The sequence below is a fragment of the Enterobacter sp. DNB-S2 genome, from assembly GCF_019443845.1.
In the GTDB taxonomy this organism is placed as follows: Bacteria; Pseudomonadota; Gammaproteobacteria; order Enterobacterales; family Enterobacteriaceae; genus Enterobacter; species Enterobacter asburiae_B.
Genome location: NZ_CP050520.1, coordinates 60,450 through 77,710, shown reverse-complemented (window position 1 = coordinate 77,710; position 17,261 = coordinate 60,450). Strand labels below are relative to the sequence as shown.

At 53.9% G+C, this 17,261-nt stretch carries 15 protein-coding genes, 1 other RNA gene and 1 pseudogene; 12 read left to right on the top strand and 5 right to left on the bottom strand.

What is annotated here, in order from left to right; translation table 11 throughout:
* Both garR and rnpB read left to right on the top strand, forming a co-directional pair.
* Positions 1-891, top strand: a complete 891-nt coding sequence (gene garR / locus HB664_RS00420; protein WP_033146730.1) for a 2-hydroxy-3-oxopropionate reductase — start codon at positions 1-3, stop codon at positions 889-891.
* 59 nt (positions 892-950) lie between these two features.
* Positions 951-1,327, top strand: an RNA gene (gene rnpB / locus HB664_RS00415) — RNase P RNA component class A.
* Between the two features lie 226 nt (positions 1,328-1,553).
* Here the strand turns inward: rnpB and HB664_RS00410 are convergent.
* Positions 1,554-2,616: pseudogene (locus tag HB664_RS00410) on the bottom strand (IS3 family transposase).
* 238 nt (positions 2,617-2,854) lie between these two features.
* On the opposite strand from HB664_RS00410, the gene HB664_RS00405 reads away from it, so the two are divergent.
* The 9 genes from HB664_RS00405 to HB664_RS00365 all read left to right on the top strand — a co-directional run bounded on the left by HB664_RS00405 (position 2,855) and on the right by HB664_RS00365 (position 13,488).
* On the top strand, positions 2,855-3,352 hold the full coding sequence (locus tag HB664_RS00405; RefSeq protein WP_069303338.1) for a hypothetical protein: 498 nt from the start codon (positions 2,855-2,857) through the stop codon (positions 3,350-3,352).
* On the top strand, positions 3,353-4,822 hold the full coding sequence (locus HB664_RS00400; RefSeq protein ID WP_213788064.1) for a PAAR domain-containing protein: 1,470 nt from the start codon (positions 3,353-3,355) through the stop codon (positions 4,820-4,822).
* Positions 4,815-5,219, top strand: a complete 405-nt coding sequence (locus HB664_RS00395; protein WP_058841632.1) for a hypothetical protein — start codon at positions 4,815-4,817, stop codon at positions 5,217-5,219. Before HB664_RS00400 ends, HB664_RS00395 begins: the two co-directional genes overlap by 8 nt.
* 806 nt (positions 5,220-6,025) lie before the next feature.
* Positions 6,026-6,946 (top strand): transcriptional regulator TdcA, encoded by a 921-nt coding sequence (gene tdcA / locus HB664_RS00390; RefSeq protein WP_214538854.1) that lies wholly within the window; start codon positions 6,026-6,028, stop codon positions 6,944-6,946.
* 100 nt (positions 6,947-7,046) lie between these two features.
* Positions 7,047-8,036, top strand: a complete 990-nt coding sequence (gene tdcB / locus HB664_RS00385; protein ID WP_219940262.1) for a bifunctional threonine ammonia-lyase/L-serine ammonia-lyase TdcB — start codon at positions 7,047-7,049, stop codon at positions 8,034-8,036.
* Positions 8,037-8,045: 9 nt separating this feature from the next.
* Positions 8,046-9,377 carry a threonine/serine transporter TdcC gene (gene tdcC / locus HB664_RS00380; protein ID WP_023309299.1) on the top strand — a complete coding sequence of 444 codons (1,332 nt, stop codon included), beginning with the start codon at positions 8,046-8,048 and terminating at the stop codon, positions 9,375-9,377.
* A gap of 30 nt (positions 9,378-9,407) precedes the next feature.
* Positions 9,408-10,616 carry a propionate kinase gene (gene tdcD, locus HB664_RS00375; RefSeq protein ID WP_094934487.1) on the top strand — a complete coding sequence of 403 codons (1,209 nt, stop codon included), beginning with the start codon at positions 9,408-9,410 and terminating at the stop codon, positions 10,614-10,616.
* Between the two features lie 15 nt (positions 10,617-10,631).
* Positions 10,632-12,926, top strand: a complete 2,295-nt coding sequence (pflB, locus tag HB664_RS00370) for a formate C-acetyltransferase (protein WP_219940261.1) — start codon at positions 10,632-10,634, stop codon at positions 12,924-12,926.
* A 151-nt stretch (positions 12,927-13,077) separates the two neighbouring features.
* The gene (locus HB664_RS00365; RefSeq protein WP_094934457.1) at positions 13,078-13,488 is read left to right on the top strand and encodes a Spy/CpxP family protein refolding chaperone; all 411 of its coding nucleotides are present in this window, start codon (positions 13,078-13,080) and stop codon (positions 13,486-13,488) included.
* An 81-nt stretch (positions 13,489-13,569) separates the two neighbouring features.
* On the opposite strand, the gene HB664_RS00360 is transcribed toward HB664_RS00365, so the two are convergent.
* A complete protein-coding gene (locus HB664_RS00360) occupies positions 13,570-14,271 on the bottom strand; it encodes a pirin family protein (RefSeq protein ID WP_219940260.1) in 702 nt (233 codons plus the stop codon).
* A gap of 104 nt (positions 14,272-14,375) precedes the next feature.
* Here HB664_RS00360 and HB664_RS00355 point away from each other — a divergent pair, with 104 nt between their 5' ends.
* Positions 14,376-15,278 (top strand): LysR family transcriptional regulator, encoded by a 903-nt coding sequence (locus HB664_RS00355; RefSeq protein ID WP_029739659.1) that lies wholly within the window; start codon positions 14,376-14,378, stop codon positions 15,276-15,278.
* Between the two features lie 46 nt (positions 15,279-15,324).
* On the opposite strand, the gene HB664_RS00350 is transcribed toward HB664_RS00355, so the two are convergent.
* The 3 genes from HB664_RS00350 to HB664_RS00340 form a co-directional block, all read right to left on the bottom strand.
* Entirely contained in the window at positions 15,325-15,690 is a 366-nt protein-coding gene (locus tag HB664_RS00350) for a DUF805 domain-containing protein (RefSeq protein WP_029739660.1), read from the bottom strand.
* A gap of 106 nt (positions 15,691-15,796) precedes the next feature.
* The gene (locus tag HB664_RS00345) at positions 15,797-16,783 is read right to left on the bottom strand and encodes a glutathione S-transferase family protein (protein WP_033146724.1); all 987 of its coding nucleotides are present in this window, start codon (positions 16,781-16,783) and stop codon (positions 15,797-15,799) included.
* Between the two features lie 71 nt (positions 16,784-16,854).
* Complete coding sequence (locus tag HB664_RS00340) at positions 16,855-17,247, bottom strand: DoxX family protein (RefSeq protein WP_023309292.1); 393 nt, start codon at positions 17,245-17,247, stop codon at positions 16,855-16,857.
* Between the last annotated feature and the right edge of the window lie 14 nt (positions 17,248-17,261).

Here is a 17,261-nt window from a genome sequence, read left to right as displayed (position 1 = left end):
ATGACGCTGAAAGTGGGTTTTATTGGCCTGGGGATCATGGGTAAACCAATGAGTAAGAACCTCATCAAAGCGGGTTACTCACTGGTGGTATCCGATCACAATCCGCAGGCCGTGGCAGAGGTGATAGCGGCGGGCGCTGAAACGGCCACCACCGCGAAGGCCATTGCCGAGCAGTGCGATGTCATCATCACCATGCTGCCCAACTCCCCGCATGTTAAAGAGGTTGCGCTGGGTGAGAACGGCATTATCGACGGTGCGAAGCCGGGTCTGGTGTTGATTGATATGAGCTCTATTGCACCGCTCGCAAGCCGTGAAATCAGCGAGGCGTTAAAAGCGAAGAGCGTCGATATGCTGGATGCGCCGGTCAGCGGCGGTGAGCCGAAAGCGATCGACGGCACGCTGTCGGTGATGGTCGGCGGAGATAAAGCCGTTTTCGATAGATACTACGACCTGATGAAAGCCATGGCGGGCTCGGTGGTGCATACCGGGGACATCGGGGCGGGTAACGTGACCAAGCTGGCAAACCAGGTGATTGTGGCGCTGAACATTGCCGCCATGTCCGAAGCGCTGACGCTGGCAACCAAAGCGGGCGTCAACCCGGATCTGGTCTATCAGGCCATTCGCGGTGGTCTGGCGGGCAGTACCGTGCTGGATGCCAAAGCGCCGATGGTGATGGATCGTAATTTCAAACCCGGTTTCCGCATCGACCTGCACATTAAAGATCTGGCGAACGCGCTGGATACGTCACACGGCGTGGGCGCACAGCTGCCGCTGACCGCGGCGGTCATGGAGATGATGCAGGCGCTGCGTGCCGATGGCCTGGGCACGGCCGACCACAGCGCGATTGCGTGCTACTACGAAAAACTGGCGAAGGTGGAAGTGGCGCGTTAATCACGCCTTGCCCACACCTGAGGGTGACAGCGGCGCGCAAACCCTCTATACTGCGCGCCGAAGCTGACCAGACAGTCGCCGCTTCGTCGTCGTCCCTTTCGGGGGAGACGGGCGGAGGGGAGGAAAGTCCGGGCTCCATAGGGCAGGGTGCCAGGTAACGCCTGGGGGGGAAACCCACGACCAGTGCAACAGAGAGCAAACCGCCGATGGCCCGCGCAAGCGGGATCAGGTAAGGGTGAAAGGGTGCGGTAAGAGCGCACCGCGCGGCTGGTAACAGTCCGTGGCACGGTAAACTCCACCCGGAGCAAGGCCAAATAGGGGTTCACATGGTACGGCCCGTACTGAACCCGGGTAGGCTGCTTGAGCCAGTGAGCGATTGCTGGCCTAGATGAATGACTGTCCACGACAGAACCCGGCTTATCGGTCAGCTTCAACTTCTTCTAAAACAATACGTTGGTGTGTCTCAGCCCTTTTTAGGTGAAAATGTGACACAGACTGTGATACAAACGAGGCACACCAACGGCTGTTCCATCCCGAATATCCTAAAGCGTGGCAACCGTTACTTCCTTCATTTCCGACTACCTTCAGGCGGTTTTTATCGCATGTCTCTGGGTTGCGATTCAGCCAGTAGGGCAAGGTTTATATGAATCGCCACGGATAATCTAGACACTTCCGAGTCGTTGATAATATTGATTTTCATATTCCGTCGGTGGCATTTGATCGCTCGAACCATGCCGACGCTTACTGTTATAAAACATTTCGATGTAATCAAAAATATCGCTGCGTGCTTCTTCCCGTGTTCCGTAGACCTTTTTCTTTATCCGTTCACGCTTCAGTAGCTGGAAAAAGCTTTCTGCAACTGCGTTGTCGTGACAGTTACCACGACGGCTCATACTGCCCTCCAGACCGTGTGATTTCAGGAACGACTGCCACTCATGGCTTGTGTACTGACTACCCTGGTCAGAATGAACCAGCACCTGTTTTTGGGGATTACGTCGCCACACGGCCATCAAAAGCGCATTCAGAACACTATCTTTTGTCATCCGGGGTTGCATTGACCAGCCGATAACTTTGCGCGAGAACAGGTCAACAACTACGGCCAGATACAGCCAGCCTTCGTGGGTTCGGATGTAAGTTATGTCCGTTACCCAGCGTTCATCCGGTGCTTTCGGGTTGAACTGGCACGCTTCATCAGCCGCCAGACCCGGTTAATCCCACATTGTTGCCCGCTATCTCGCAGGTCGAGATGGATCTTGCGATAGCCATAAACGCAACCGGACTCCAGCCAGAACTGTTTGATTTGTCCTGTCAGTCTGAGATCCGCCTGATGCCGTGGTGAATGCGGCTGCTGAAGCCAGGTGTAAAACCCACTCGGATGAACATTCAGCACCCGACAGAGCAGGCGAACAGGCCAACAACAGGAGTTGTCACGGATAAAGGCGTACCTCAGTCGGACAGCTTTGCGAAGTACGCCGCGGCTTTTTTTAATATGTCCCGTTCGTCAGTAACCCGCTTCAGCTCTTTCTGGAGTCGGCGGATCTCGGCCTGAGCATCTGACTGCTCTTTGTTGGTGGAAGAGTCCGGCCCGTATTTCTGTATCCAGGCATAAAGACTGTGGGTAGTGATATCGAGACGTGTTGCGACACTGGAAACAGAATAGCCACGATCAACAACCTGTTTGACTGCTTCAATTCTAAACTCTTCAGGATAACGCTTACTGCTCATGTGCACCTCTCTTTAAGCCATTTTAAATGACTCTGAGGTGTCTGTTAAACCCATAGCGATTCAGTCCGTACAGCAAAAGTTTCAATGCTTCACAAGCCGAATGAAATCACAGGAAATATTCACCTAAAGAATATTTTAAAACATAGTTTCACTTTTATGGAAAACAACTTCCGGAGCATGAGTGTTATTTGTACAATGTGTCCGAGCACAGAAAAATTCACAGCAAGCAGAGGGACTTATGCAACAGTACACCAACGAACTCACTTCATCGGTCATAGCGTCTTTCGATGCTCCCCGTTATACCGACCAGCAACTGTCGGAAATGAATGTGGAAGCCCGCAATCTCATTATCGAACAGCAAGAATATGCCCGACACCATCCCATCACAGCCATCTATCGTGCAGCGGTTGCCGGAAGTCTTACTCTTCGGGGTGGCGTTGTCGATGAATCTAATCCGGATCCGAGTCAGGGCATGAAAGTCCAACTCGATAATGGTCAATGGGTCAGCATGGTTACAGAAGGTGCAACAGTGACCTATCCAGACGGGACTAAGGCTACCATTATCACCAGCGCCGGACAGTTAAGCGAATGGGAAGGTAAAGGGATCGCGCTGGTTGGTAGTTTACTTGATAACGGAGATCAAATTATCAGCACCCCTGATTATGGATTGATGTTCTCTTTCCGCGAGGGTGAATTAATGCCAGATGATTTCCTGACTGTTGCAAAGGTGGCGTAAATGGGGGGAATGCGTCCAAACGTTTTAGGTCGTGGAATGGCGTTATTTGGTGATCAGACTACAACTGGCGCAAAACTAATCCCCTCACTTTCTTGCGGTAACATTCTTGGTCGTCGCCCGATTGTTCTGGGTGATAAGACCACAGCTTGCCCGAAATGCGGCAAAGAAGGAAAAGTTGTTGAAGGTGAGTCACACCGCACAATTCACCAGATCCCTGTAGCCGTGGACAGGGGCGTCGTTTTATGTGGCTGCCCCTCTGGATCTAACCGTATCATAGCCCCTTTGGGATGGATCGGCCCAGGTGAATCCCCCTCTCAGGCAACAGCAAGGTATCTGGCAGAAGCGGCAACCGCAGCAGCCGCTCTTGCTGCATCTCAACAGCCGCAAGCAGAACCAGAACAACACGCCCAGACAGCGAAAAAGAAAACAGGCATAGACGCAGGTTTTGCCGTTCTCCCCTACGGAGGCACTACAGAAGCCTGGCAACGTCTGCTATTCACTGAGAATCCGCCAGCAGGAGCCAAGGAGCTATTCGCTACGCTGAACGGTGCAGACGAACGGTACAAAGCAGGGGCCATCATGCTTGTGGTTGACCCGAATAAGCAGGATGAAAAGCAAATCGCTCATATGCAGGCCGCAAAACAGCGGATTGATGCAGCATTAGCGCCGCTCTCAATCCAGCAGGCCAACTTTCTTTTCAAACACAAAGACACCATTGAGATGTTTGCAGCCGCTGCGACTACTGCAAACGATGCTGCCGGAAATGCAGGAAGAGCGACGGAAGCAGCGAAGGGATATTTCGAGAGGATAGAAAAAATCCTTGTCGAGATTGAGACAACATATAAGAACCAATACATCACCAGCGGCACGCTGATCGGTGAACAATTTTACGTTGAGCGCAGTCGGTTGTTTGGTCAACTCGATAGCGTGCTGAAGATGTTCATGAAACATCGCTTCATGTTCAGCGAATACACCGACCTTAAAAGCGCTCTCGGCCTTTCCAGCCGTTCAATCACTCAACGGTGGAACGAAACAGGCGTAAGCGATATTGAAGGTTACGCCACCCACATTGAGAAGCTGGCGAAGTACGTTAAGTGGATGGAAACAGCCGGGAAGATCGGCATTGGTCTGTCTGCCTTTGATACTGCCGCAAAGATCACCGAAGCCTGCACTGTGGGTCGAGATTGTGCGAAAACGTCGTTTACTTCCATTGGGGAGTTTGCAGGTAGCTTAGCTGGGGGGGCTTTGGCAAGTAGAATTCTCCAGGGAAGCGCAGCAAGTTCAATCTGTGCAGTAGTGCTGGGGGCTGCAACCATTGAAGCTGCTGGTGCTGGAGCACTACTTTGTACGATTGGGGTTAGTGGGGGGATAGCATACGGAACTGATAAAGCTCTAAGCGAATTGTCCGGGACTACTGGCGAGTTGATTGGGGAAAAACTAGGCCTTTATGAGGTAACCAGCAATGATTGATATAAAAATGATTTTTATAATAATTATGCTTATAGGCTTATTATTCTTGGCAGCCAGCGTCATAGCCTCACTTCTGAACAGGAAGAGATTTAAGGAGATCTGCCTGCTATACAAAGAGAAATTCGGCAGCCTTCCCGATGCGGTACTACTGTTCGAGAACGTTAACTCACTTTACTTCAAGGGCGCATACGGCATAAAAACGCAGTTTATAATCATGCCGCTATTGTGGAATAAAAGCTCAATACTGACCAAAAATGATGATAAAGACTTCATCCGGGGATTACCAAAAAGGATTATCAGGCCTTTCTATGTAGAAGCATTTCTTGGTCTGATTAGTATAGTATTTTTTGTCATTGCTGGGGTTTTGATGCTGGCAATAAAACACGGTTGGGTGTGAAAGGCGCGTCCATTGTAGAGCTTTAATCTGTCACACGAAGTGAGATACAGTCTGCGACACAAGGCAACTCCAGCGCCGTAGATGCCTGACGTACAGATGAACGAAGCCGCCTTATCGGTCAGCTTCAACTTCTTAAAAAACCCCGCTTCGGCGGGGTTTTTGCTTTCCGGGTGTTGCTGGCCGGGTAAGCGCAGCGCCGGACAAACGACATCAATTCTCATATTTGCGACATTAAGCACATTTCACTGTTTTTATCCCTTCCGTATCGCTCCTACATCTGTAGACGATCGCCATCACAAAATTTCACGCTAAAAAACACGCGATTTTTAGTATTGATAATTTGTTATGTTTGTTACCTTTATGATCCCGAAACTTTTCGCGTTTGATATGCATATATTGAAATCAAATACATTTCTCCCGTGAATATGTGACGCATTCCACTCTTTTCCGCAAACCTGAAAATTTGCATCGGAAAAATTTAATAAATTGAAAGAATGTTTCAAACAAATAGCGGTTATTTATTGGTCTTTAATTGCCTGAAAGATCGTCTTTATTGATTTTTTTAACGCAGGAAAATTTATCAAGGTTATCGCCATAAAATAAATTTATTACTACTGCTTTTATTGATCGACATCAGCGTAATGGCGTGGCCTAATTTATTCATGTTATTGATAATAAATGTGTTTTTTGGTTGTCATTGTTCCAGTGAAGCGTGGGGAAAAGCAAATTGTGAGTGACAGCACATACCCCCTTAAACACTATTAGGTAGAATTCGCTCCGTCATAGGGAAATAAGCGCAGAATATTATGAACACTATTATTCTACCGAAAACACAGCACCTCGTGGTATTTCAGGAAGTCATTAAAAGTGGCTCCATAGGTTCTGCAGCAAGACAGCTTGGCCTGACGCAACCCGCCGTCAGCAAAATCATCAGCGATATTGAGTCCTACTTCGGCGTGGAAGTGATGGTGCGTAAAAACACCGGCGTAAAACTCACCGCCGCGGGCCAGGTTCTGCTCTCGTACTCTGAGTCGATCACCCGCGAAATGAAAAACATGGTGAGTGAGATTAACAGCCTGAGCTTCAGTACCGTTATGGACGTCTCCTTTGGCTACCCGTCGCTGATCGGCTTTACCTTCCTGTCCGAGATGATCAAAAAATTCAAGGAAGTGTTCCCGAAAGCACGCGTCTCGATGTATGAAGCCCAGCTCTCCTCTTTCCTTCCGGCCATTCGCGACGGTCGTCTGGATTTCGCTATCGGCACGCTAAGCGATGAAATGCTGCTGCAGGATCTGCACGTCGAAACGCTGTTTGAGTCCGAGTTTGTGCTGGTCGCCAGCAAAACGCGAACGTGCACCGGCCCGACGACACTGGCATCGCTCACGCACGAGCAGTGGGTGATGCCGCAAACCGATATGGGCTACTACAAAGAACTTCTGACTACCCTGCAAGACAACCACATCAGCATCGAAAACATCGTCCAGACCGATTCCGTCGTCACCATTTATAACCTCGTGCTGAATGCCGATTATCTGACGGTCATTCCCCGCGACATGATTGCGCCGTTCGGTTCTGACCAGTTTATTGTTCTACCCGTGGAAGATGAATTACCCGTGGCGCGTTATGCCGCCGTGTGGTCAAAAAATTACAGGATTAAAAAATCGGCGTCAGTATTAGTTGAGCTGGCAAAACAGTATTCGTCGATGAATATCGAAAGACGACGATGAATAATAAGTAAACATTTTAAAAACACCCAGAGCTTATCTCTGTAACGCTCTGATACCCTGACTTTGCCTGAAAAGAATGAATTATTATAACGAGGATATTATGCATATTACCTACGATCTCCCGGTAACGATTGAAGATATTCAGGACGCCAGAAAACGACTGGCAGTAAAAATATATAAAACAGGTATGCCGCGCTCGAATTATCTTAGCGAACGCTGCAAGGGCGAAATATTCCTGAAGTTTGAGAACATGCAGCGTACCGGCTCGTTTAAGATCCGCGGCGCGTTTAACAAATTAAGCTCGCTGACCGACGCTGAAAAACGCAAAGGCGTTGTCGCCTGCTCCGCGGGAAACCACGCGCAGGGTGTGTCCCTCTCCTGCGCGATGCTTGGCATCGACGGCAAAGTGGTGATGCCGATGGGCGCGCCGAAGTCTAAAGTGGCCGCGACGCGGGACTACTCGGCGGAAGTTGTGCTGCACGGCGAGAACTTCAACGACACCATCGCTAAAGTCAGCGAAATCGTCGAGATGGAAGGGCGTATTTTTATTCCGCCGTACGATGACGCCAAAGTGATTGCCGGGCAGGGCACCATCGGTCTGGAAATTCTCGAAGATTTATACGACGTGGATAACGTTATTGTGCCTATCGGCGGCGGCGGTTTAATTGCCGGGATTGCGACGGCAATTAAATCCATCAACCCCACCATTAATATCATCGGCGTGCAGTCAGAAAATGTTCACGGCATGGCGGCATCGTACCAGGCCGGGGAAATAATGAGCCATCGCGTTACCGGCACGCTGGCCGACGGCTGTGATGTTTCTCGTCCCGGTAATTTACCGTTCGAAATTGTTCGCGAACTGGTTGATGACATTGTGCTGGTCAGCGAAGACAACATTCGCGACAGCATGATTGCGCTTATTCAGCGAAATAAAGTGGTGACGGAAGGCGCCGGCGCGCTGGCCTGTGCCGCGTTATTAAGCGGCAAGCTTGACCACTATATTCAGGGTCGTAAAACCGTCTGCATTATTTCCGGCGGCAATATCGATCTCTCCCGTGTTTCCCAAATTACCGGCTTCGTTGACGCATAAAGGTGACCTATGAGCAACACAGAAAGCATTATCGTTGGCCAGACAAAAACGTCCTCCTGGCGCAAGTCTGATACCACATGGACGCTCGGCCTGTTTGGTACCGCCATTGGCGCAGGCGTGCTGTTCTTCCCCATTCGCGCAGGCTTTGGTGGATTGATCCCTATCCTGCTGATGCTGGTTCTCGCGTTCCCGATTGCGTTTTACTGCCACCGCGCGCTGGCGCGTTTGTGCCTCTCCGGGAGCAACGTTTCCGGCAACATCACCGAAACGGTGGAAGAGCACTTTGGTAAAACCGGTGGGGTGGTGATCACTTTCCTCTACTTCTTCGCCATTTGCCCGCTGCTGTGGATTTACGGCGTCACCATTACCAACACCTTTATGACCTTCTGGGAAAACCAGCTCCAGCTGCCTGCGCTGAACCGCGGCGTGGTGGCGCTGTTCCTGCTGCTGCTGATGGCCTTTGTTATCTGGTTTGGTAAAGACCTGATGGTGAAAGTCATGAGCTTCCTGGTGTTCCCGTTTATCGCCAGCCTGGTGCTGATTTCCCTGTCGCTGATCCCTTACTGGAACTCGGCGGTGATTGACCAGGTCAACCTGAGCGATATCGCCTTCACCGGTCATGACGGCATTCTGGTTACGGTGTGGCTGGGTATCTCCATCATGGTCTTCTCCTTCAACTTCTCGCCTATCGTCTCCTCGTTTGTGGTCTCCAAGCGCGAAGAGTACGAACCGGAGTTCGGTAAAGAATTCACCGAGCAGAAATGTTCCAAAATCATCGGTCGCGCCAGCATGCTGATGGTGGCCGTGGTGATGTTCTTCGCCTTTAGCTGCCTGTTTACGCTCTCTCCGCAGAACATGGCGGACGCCAAGGCGCAGAACATTCCGGTGCTCTCCTACCTGGCGAACCACTTTGCGTCAATGTCAGGAACCAAATCGACGTTCGCAACGGTACTGGAATACGGTGCCTCCATCATCGCGCTGGTGGCTATCTTCAAATCCTTCTTCGGTCATTACCTGGGCACGCTGGAAGGGCTGAACGGCCTGATCCTCAAGTTTGGCTACAAGGGCGATAAGAAGAAAGTCTCCGTTGGCAAGCTGAACACCATCAGCATGGTGTTCATCATGGGCTCCACCTGGGTTGTGGCCTACGCCAACCCGAACATTCTGGACCTTATTGAAGCCATGGGGGCGCCAATCATTGCCTCTCTGCTGTGCCTGCTGCCGATGTATGCCATCCGCAAAGCACCGGCGCTGGCGAAGTACAAAGGGCGTACCGAGAACATCTTCGTTACCGCGGTCGGCCTGCTGACCATTCTGAATATCGTTTACAAACTGTTCTAACCCATTGCTCAGGAAGAGCGGAGTCACATGATGATTGAGTTTCCGGTTGTACTGGTTATTAACTGCGGATCGTCCTCTGTTAAGTTTTCGGTGCTCGACGCCAGCAGCTGCGATGCCCTGATGACGGGCATTGCAGACGGGATCAACACCGAGAAGGCCTTTATTTCCGTGAACGGGGGTGAGCCAGCCAGACTGGCTCACCAGGACTACGAAGGGGCGCTGGCTGCCATCGCCCTGGAGCTGGAGAAGCGTAACCTGATGAGCAGCGTGGCCTTAATTGGCCACCGCATTGCGCACGGGGGAAACCTCTTCAGCGAGTCGACCCTGATCACGGAAGAGGCGATCGCGCAGATTCGCCAGGTCTCCCCGCTGGCGCCGCTGCATAACTACGCCAACCTGAGCGGCGTGGAAGCGGCAGAGCGCCTGTTCCCGGGCGTGCAGCAGGTCGCGGTATTTGATACCAGCTTCCACCAGACGCTGCCGCCGCAGGCATATCTGTACGGATTGCCGTACCGCTATTTTGAAGAGCTGGGCGTGCGCCGCTACGGCTTCCACGGCACCTCTCACCGCTACGTGGCCGCACAGGCGCATACGCTTCTCGGGCTGTCCGCCGACGACAGCGGCCTGGTGATTGCCCATCTCGGCAACGGGGCGTCTATCTGCGCGGTGCGCAACGGCGAAAGCGTCGACACCTCGATGGGGATGACGCCGCTGGAAGGGCTGGTGATGGGTACGCGTTGCGGCGATGTGGACTTCGGCGCGATGGCGTGGATTGCCCAGCAGACCGGCCAGTCGTTCGAGGATCTGGAGCGCGTGGTCAATAAAGAGTCCGGGCTGCTGGGGATCTCCGGCATCTCCTCCGATTTACGTGCGCTGGAGAAAGCCTGGCACGAAGGCAACGAGCGGGCGCAGCTGGCTATCCATACCTTCGTGCACCGCATTGCGCGACATATTGCCGGCCACGCGGCGTCGCTGCACCGCCTGGATGGGGTGGTCTTTACCGGCGGAATTGGCGAAAACTCGAAGCTTGTCCGCACGCTGGTGGCGGAACATCTGAAAGTCTTCGGCATCATCCTCGACGACGCCAAAAATGCCCTGCCGGGGAGCGCGGGTGAGCGCGTGATCTCCACCGAATCGTCCCGCGTGGCCTGCGCGGTTATCCCTACCAACGAAGAAAAAATGATCGCGCTGGACGCCCTCCGTCTTGGAAAGGTTACCCCGGCCGCGGCTTACGCCTGATAAAGCGAGAATCACATGAAAGTAACAATCGATACGGGCGTCGCGCCCTACAGCGACGCATGGGCCGGGTTTCGCGGTGAAGAATGGAAAAACGCCGTCAACGTCCGCGATTTTATTCAGCATAACTACACCCCTTATGAAGGCGATGAAGCTTTCCTCGCGCAGGCGACGCCAGCAACGACGGCGCTGTGGCAGAAGGTAATGGTCGGCATTCGCCAGGAGAACGCCACCCACGCCCCGGTGGATTTTGATACCAACATCGCCACCACCATTACGGCCCACGGGCCGGGCTATATCGACCAGGATCTGGAGACGATCGTCGGCCTGCAAACCGATAAGCCGCTCAAGCGCGCGCTGCACCCGTATGGCGGGATCAACATGATCCGCAGCTCGTTCGAAGCCTATGGTCGGGAGATGGATCCGCAGTTCGAATACCTGTTTACCGACCTGCGCAAAACCCACAACCAGGGCGTGTTTGACGTCTATTCGCCGGAGATGATGCGCTGCCGTAAATCCGGCGTGCTGACCGGTTTGCCGGACGGCTACGGGCGCGGACGCATCATCGGTGACTATCGCCGCGTGGCGCTATACGGGATCGCTTATCTGGTGCGCGAGCGCGAACTGCAGTTTGCCGATCTGCAGGGCAGGCTGGAGCGCGGTGAAGATCTGGAGGCGACGATCCGCCTGCGTGAAGAGCTGGCGGAGCACAGGCGCGCGCTGCTGCAGATCCAGCAGATGGCGGCGAACTATGGCTTTGATATTTCACGTCCGGCGATGAACGCCCGGGAAGCGGTGCAGTGGGTCTATTTTGCCTATCTTGCCGCGGTGAAATCCCAGAACGGTGGGGCGATGTCGCTGGGGCGCACGGCCTCGTTCCTCGATATCTACATTGAACGCGACATGCAGGCGGGGCGCCTGAATGAAGTCCAGGCGCAGGAGCTGATCGATCACTTCATCATGAAGATCCGCATGGTGCGCTTCCTGCGCACGCCGGAGTTCGACACGCTCTTCTCCGGCGATCCGATCTGGGCGACGGAAGTGATCGGCGGCATGGGGCTGGACGGGCGCACGCTGGTGACCAAAAACAGCTTCCGCTATCTGCATACCCTGCACACCATGGGGCCTGCGCCGGAGCCGAACCTGACGATCCTCTGGTCTGAACAACTGCCGATCGCGTTCAAGAAATACGCCGCGCAGGTGTCGATCGTCACCTCTTCGCTGCAGTATGAGAACGACGATCTGATGCGTGCGGACTTCAACAGCGACGACTACGCCATTGCCTGCTGCGTCAGCCCGATGGTGATCGGCAAGCAGATGCAGTTCTTTGGCGCGCGCGCCAACCTCGCCAAAACGCTGCTGTACGCGATCAACGGCGGGGTGGACGAGAAGCTGAAGATCCAGGTCGGCCCGAAAACCGAGCCGCTGCTGGACGACGTGCTGGATTACGATACCGTGATGGCGAGTCTCGACCACTTTATGGACTGGCTGGCGGTGCAGTACATCAGCGCCCTGAACCTCATTCACTACATGCATGATAAGTACAGCTACGAAGCCTCGCTGATGGCGCTCCACGACCGCGACGTCTATCGCACCATGGCCTGCGGCATTGCCGGGCTGTCGGTGGCGGCGGACTCCCTGTCGGCCATTAAATACGCCACGGTGAAGCCGGTGCGCGACCACACCGGTCTGGCGGTCGATTTCGTGATTGAAGGAGACTATCCGCAGTATGGCAATAACGACGACCGCGTGGACAGCATCGCCTGCGACCTGGTGGAGCGCTTTATGAAGAAAATTCAGGCGCTGCCAACCTACCGCAACGCGGTGCCGACCCAGTCGATCCTGACCATCACCTCCAACGTGGTGTACGGCCAGAAGACCGGGAACACGCCGGACGGACGCCGCGGCGGCACGCCGTTTGCGCCTGGCGCGAACCCGATGCACGGCCGCGACAGAAAAGGGGCCGTGGCCTCGCTAACGTCGGTGGCCAAGCTGCCGTTCACCTACGCGAAAGACGGGATCTCCTACACCTTCTCCATCGTGCCGCAGGCGCTGGGCAAGGACGAGCTGGTGCGCAAAACCAACCTGGTGGGGCTGCTGGACGGGTACTTCCATCACGAAGCGTCCATTGAGGGCGGGCAGCATCTGAACGTCAACGTCATGAACCGGGAAATGCTCCTCGATGCCATCGCGCATCCCGAGAATTACCCGAACCTGACGATCCGCGTTTCAGGCTATGCGGTGCGTTTTAACGCCCTGACGCGCGAGCAGCAGCAGGATGTGATTTCGAGGACGTTTACGCAATCTATCTGACGACATTCAGGTCTCATGCCCCCTCACCCTGGGGGCATTTTTTTGCCCGCTAAACATACAAAATTGTTTATATAATTACTCACACATATTCATCCGCTCTTGAAAAACAATACGCCTGCTTTTCCCTATCACAGCATGTAAGGACAGTAAGATGATGAAAATGACCCGTATTGCGCTGGTCGCCGCCTCGCTGGCAGCGTGCAGTTTTACGGCACATGCCGCGAACGTTGAGGCTGCCCCGTCTCCCTCGCAGGATCCGCTGGTACAGCACCTGAAGCTCAGCAATGAGCAGGTTAAAAAGATTGAAGATCTGCATAAGCAGCTGGAACAAAATGTCAGCAAGATCCCGATAACGGGGGTGAAGGACGGCGCGCTGATCGACATGTTCCAGGCGGGTAAATGGGACGAAAGCACGGTGAAAAGCCAGCTTGCTGCCTTTAGCAAAATTGAAGAGCAGACCCGCTATTACCGCGTGAAATATTACTTCGACGTCAGCCAGGTGTTGACGCCGGAACAGCGTAAGCAGATTAGAACCGATATGGCTAACGCGCTGGCAGAGTGATTTCTTACGGCGCCGGATGATTCTGCCGTGGCTCGATCGGTTCCCTCTCCCATTGGGAGAGGGTTAGGGTGAGAGCATTCTCTAAACCGGCAAATCAATCAGCAGCGCGCGCAGCGGCGTATCCGCCACCAGGGTGATATTCGCTTCATCACGAATAAACGCCCCGTCGCCGCAGGTGAGCGCTTCTTTCTCTTCCGTGTGCGTCACCGCATGTACCGTACCGTGAATAGACTGCAAATAGGCGCGCGGACCATGAAGCTGGAAGCTCGCCTGTTCACCTTTCTTCAGTTCGATATGGTGCAGCCACACCTGCTGGCGCAGCTGCAGACTACCTGTACTGCCGTCCGGCGATGCAATCAGCAGCTGCTTATCGCCCGTTAAATCTAACTTCTGTACCAGCGGATTTTCCCGCTCGGGGCAGGCGTCCAGCCACAGCTGCATACGGGTCAGCGTTTTGTCTTTGCTGAGGTTATGCTCGCTGTAGCTGATGCCCGGCTGCGTGGAAATTAACAACGCTTCGCCAGCCTTTGCCTGGACATGATTGCCCTCGCTATCGCGGTATTCTGCCTCGCCTTCCAGGATCAGGTTCAGGATATCGACTTTCGGGTACGTACGCGGCTGGAAGGAGGCGCCCGGGGCGAGCACTTCCTGGTTTAACACGCGCAGTGAAGCGTAACCGAGGAGTTTAGGGTCAAAGTAGTGTCCAAAGGAAAAGGTGTAGCGGGCCTGCAGCCAACCGAAATCGGCTTGTCCGCACTGTTTAGCTGTTCTTGTCGTAATCATAAACTTGACCTCTCTTTACACTAAAACAATGGTAAAGGTATGGACGCTGCATTGTTAGCCAGATATTCTGCCCGGTATGTTCAAATTTCCTGAATGAGAACGAGATGGCTAAAGAGAGAGCATTGACGCTTGAGGCGCTTCGCGTCATGGACGCGATTGACCGGCGCGGCAGTTTTGCGGCGGCGGCAGATGAGCTGGGGCGCGTTCCGTCTGCGCTAAGCTACACCATGCAGAAGCTGGAAGAAGAGCTGGACGTGGTGCTGTTTGACCGCTCCGGTCATCGAACAAAATTCACCAACGTGGGGCGAATGCTGCTGGAGCGCGGCCGCGTGCTGCTGGAAGCGGCGGACAAGCTCACGACGGACGCCGAAGCGCTGGCGCGCGGCTGGGAAACCCATCTGACGTTAGTTACCGAAGCGCTGGTGCCGACAGAAGCGCTGTTCCCGCTGGTGGACCGCCTGGCGGCGAAGGCCAATACGCAGCTGTCAATCATCACCGAGGTGCTGGCAGGTGCGTGGGAACGTCTTGAAACGGGCAGGGCGGATATTGTGATTGCGCCGGACATGCACTTCCGTTCCTCATCGGAAATCAACTCGCGCAAGCTCTACAGCGTGATGAACGTCTATGTTGCCGCACCTAATCACCCGATTCACCAGGAGCCGGAGCCGCTCTCTGAAGTGACGCGCGTGAAGTATCGCGGCGTGGCGGTAGCGGATACCGCGCGCGAGCGTCCGGTGCTGACGGTGCAGCTGCTGGATAAACAGCCTCGTCTGACGGTGACCTCGCTGGAAGACAAACGTCAGGCGCTGCTGGCCGGTCTGGGCGTGGCGACCATGCCGTACCCGTTTGTCGAAAAGGACATTGCTGAAGGGCGGCTGCGCGTAGTCAGCCCGGAATATAGCCACGAGGTTGATATCATTATGGCGTGGCGCCGTGACAGCATGGGCGAAGCCAAATCATGGTGTTTACGCGAAATTCCGAAGCTTTTCACGCAATACAATAAATAAAATCGTAATTTGTAGGCCCGGTAAGCGAAGCGCCACCGGGCTTTTTTTATGCGCCGATCTTAGGATCCGGACCAAAGCGGTTTTCGCCCGGCGTCCCGCTCTGGCAGTTGAAGATCAAAATCACGATCCAGCCAATAATCGGGATCAGCAGCAGCAATAACCACCACGCTGAACGATCGGTGTCGTGTAGTCGACGGAACAGCACCGCCCACGATGGCAGCAGGACCAACAGGCCATAAATGGTGGTCAGCACGCCTTCACCGCCAGCCCGCTCCCAGCCAAGAATTTTATCCACAATACCCAGCACCATAATGAGAATGAAGTTCACCAGAACGAACATCCAGTACTCTTTGCGGCGGGCACGGCCACCAAATCCAATGTAGTTACGCAGTACTTTTAAATACCAGTCCATTTTCCTTGCCTCATTAGTCAGTCAATCACTTGTTTTCTAAGCGATCGAGGTAAGGATAGATGGAGATTGTGAATTAAAAAAGGGCATCTGGTGATGCCCTTCGTATTTATCCAAATCGGACGTCGCGCCCGTGAGGTTCATCCAGATCCTGCCACGGCCCAATGGAGATAATGCCCGTCGGGTTGATGGTTTTGTGGCTGCGGAAATAGTGGGTGCGGATATGGTCGAAGTCGACCGTGTCGGCAATACCCGGCATCTGGTAGATGTCACGCAGGAAACCATGCAGGTTCAGGTAATCGCTGATGCGGTGCTTGTCGCACTTAAAGTGGGTGACATAGACCGGATCGAAGCGAACCAGCGTGGTCCACAGGCGGATGTCCGCTTCCGTCAGGCGATCGCCCGTCAGGTAGCGATGCTGGCCCAGGATCTGCTCCAGACGTTCCAGCGATTCAAACACCTTTCCAACCGCTTCGTCATACGCTTCCTGGCTGGTGGCGAAACCGGCCTTGTAGACGCCGTTGTTGACGTTGTCGTAAATCCAGCTGTTCAGCTCGTCAATTTTCTCTCGCAGCTCAGCCGGATAATAATCTCCGGCGCGGGCACCGTGCGCGTCAAACGCGGTATTGAACATGCGGATAATTTCCGCAGACTCATTGCTGACAATCGTCTGGTTTTTCTTGTCCCACAGCACCGGCACGGTAACGCGCCCGGTGTAGTGCGGATCGGCGCGCAGATAGAGCTGGTAAAGGAAATCGTGGTGGTAGAGATCGTCGCCGGTCGCCGCGGGGAAATCACTGTCAAACGTCCAGCCGTTTTCCAGCATCAGCGGGTTCACGACCGAAACCGGAATTAAGGATTCGAGACCTTTAAGCTTGCGCACAATCAGCGTACGGTGTGCCCACGGGCAGGCAAGCGAAACATAAAGATGATAACGGTCTTTCTCAGCCGCGAAGCCGCCTTCGCCGCTTGGGCCAGGCGCACCGTCGGCGGTCAGCCAGTTACGGAAGGCCGAAACTGAGCGCTTGAAGCGACCTCCGGTGGATTTGGTGTCATACCAGACATCCTGCCATACGCCGTCTACGAGTTGTCCCATTTTTTCTCCTCCGTCAGATAGCAAAAGCGAGGAGATGTCTCCTCGCTTTGTGTTCATTCAGTATAGCGTGCTTACCACTTCTTATTCAGAACGCGGTCAATGCTGTATGCGCCCGGGCCAGTGACGGCCAGCAGCAGGAAGCCACCCGCGATGGTCAGGTTTTTCATGAACATCAGAGAGTTCACGCCTTCCGCAAAGTTGCTGTGGAAGATGAACGCCGTCAGCACGGTGAAGCCTGCGGTAAACAGCGCGGTAGTACGGGTCAGGAAGCCGAACAGTACCGCCAGGCCGCCGCCGAACTCAAGAAGAATGGTCAGCGGCAGCAGGAATCCCGGAACGCCCATGGCTTCCATATACTGCTGGGTACCCGCATAACCGGTGATTTTTCCCCAACCTGCCACGATGAACAGAATTGGCATCAGAATACGCGCGACCAGTACACCAACATCTTCTAATTTTTTCATTTTACTCTCCAGGA

Bases quoted from the DNA above. Each gene is read 5' to 3' on its own strand.
- garR (WP_033146730.1), top strand. From the start codon at position 1: ATGACGCTGAAAGTGGGTTTTATTGGCCTGGGGATCATGGGTAAACCA.
- HB664_RS00405 (WP_069303338.1), top strand. From the start codon at position 2,855: ATGCAACAGTACACCAACGAACTCACTTCATCGGTCATAGCGTCTTTC.
- HB664_RS00400 (WP_213788064.1), top strand. From the start codon at position 3,353: ATGGGGGGAATGCGTCCAAACGTTTTAGGTCGTGGAATGGCGTTATTT.
- HB664_RS00395 (WP_058841632.1), top strand. From the start codon at position 4,815: ATGATTGATATAAAAATGATTTTTATAATAATTATGCTTATAGGCTTA.
- tdcA (WP_214538854.1), top strand. From the start codon at position 6,026: ATGAACACTATTATTCTACCGAAAACACAGCACCTCGTGGTATTTCAG.
- tdcB (WP_219940262.1), top strand. From the start codon at position 7,047: ATGCATATTACCTACGATCTCCCGGTAACGATTGAAGATATTCAGGAC.
- tdcC (WP_023309299.1), top strand. From the start codon at position 8,046: ATGAGCAACACAGAAAGCATTATCGTTGGCCAGACAAAAACGTCCTCC.
- tdcD (WP_094934487.1), top strand. From the start codon at position 9,408: ATGATTGAGTTTCCGGTTGTACTGGTTATTAACTGCGGATCGTCCTCT.
- pflB (WP_219940261.1), top strand. From the start codon at position 10,632: ATGAAAGTAACAATCGATACGGGCGTCGCGCCCTACAGCGACGCATGG.
- HB664_RS00365 (WP_094934457.1), top strand. From the start codon at position 13,078: ATGATGAAAATGACCCGTATTGCGCTGGTCGCCGCCTCGCTGGCAGCG.
- HB664_RS00360 (WP_219940260.1), bottom strand. From the start codon at position 14,271: ATGATTACGACAAGAACAGCTAAACAGTGCGGACAAGCCGATTTCGGT.
- HB664_RS00355 (WP_029739659.1), top strand. From the start codon at position 14,376: ATGGCTAAAGAGAGAGCATTGACGCTTGAGGCGCTTCGCGTCATGGAC.
- HB664_RS00350 (WP_029739660.1), bottom strand. From the start codon at position 15,690: ATGGACTGGTATTTAAAAGTACTGCGTAACTACATTGGATTTGGTGGC.
- HB664_RS00345 (WP_033146724.1), bottom strand. From the start codon at position 16,783: ATGGGACAACTCGTAGACGGCGTATGGCAGGATGTCTGGTATGACACC.
- HB664_RS00340 (WP_023309292.1), bottom strand. From the start codon at position 17,247: ATGAAAAAATTAGAAGATGTTGGTGTACTGGTCGCGCGTATTCTGATG.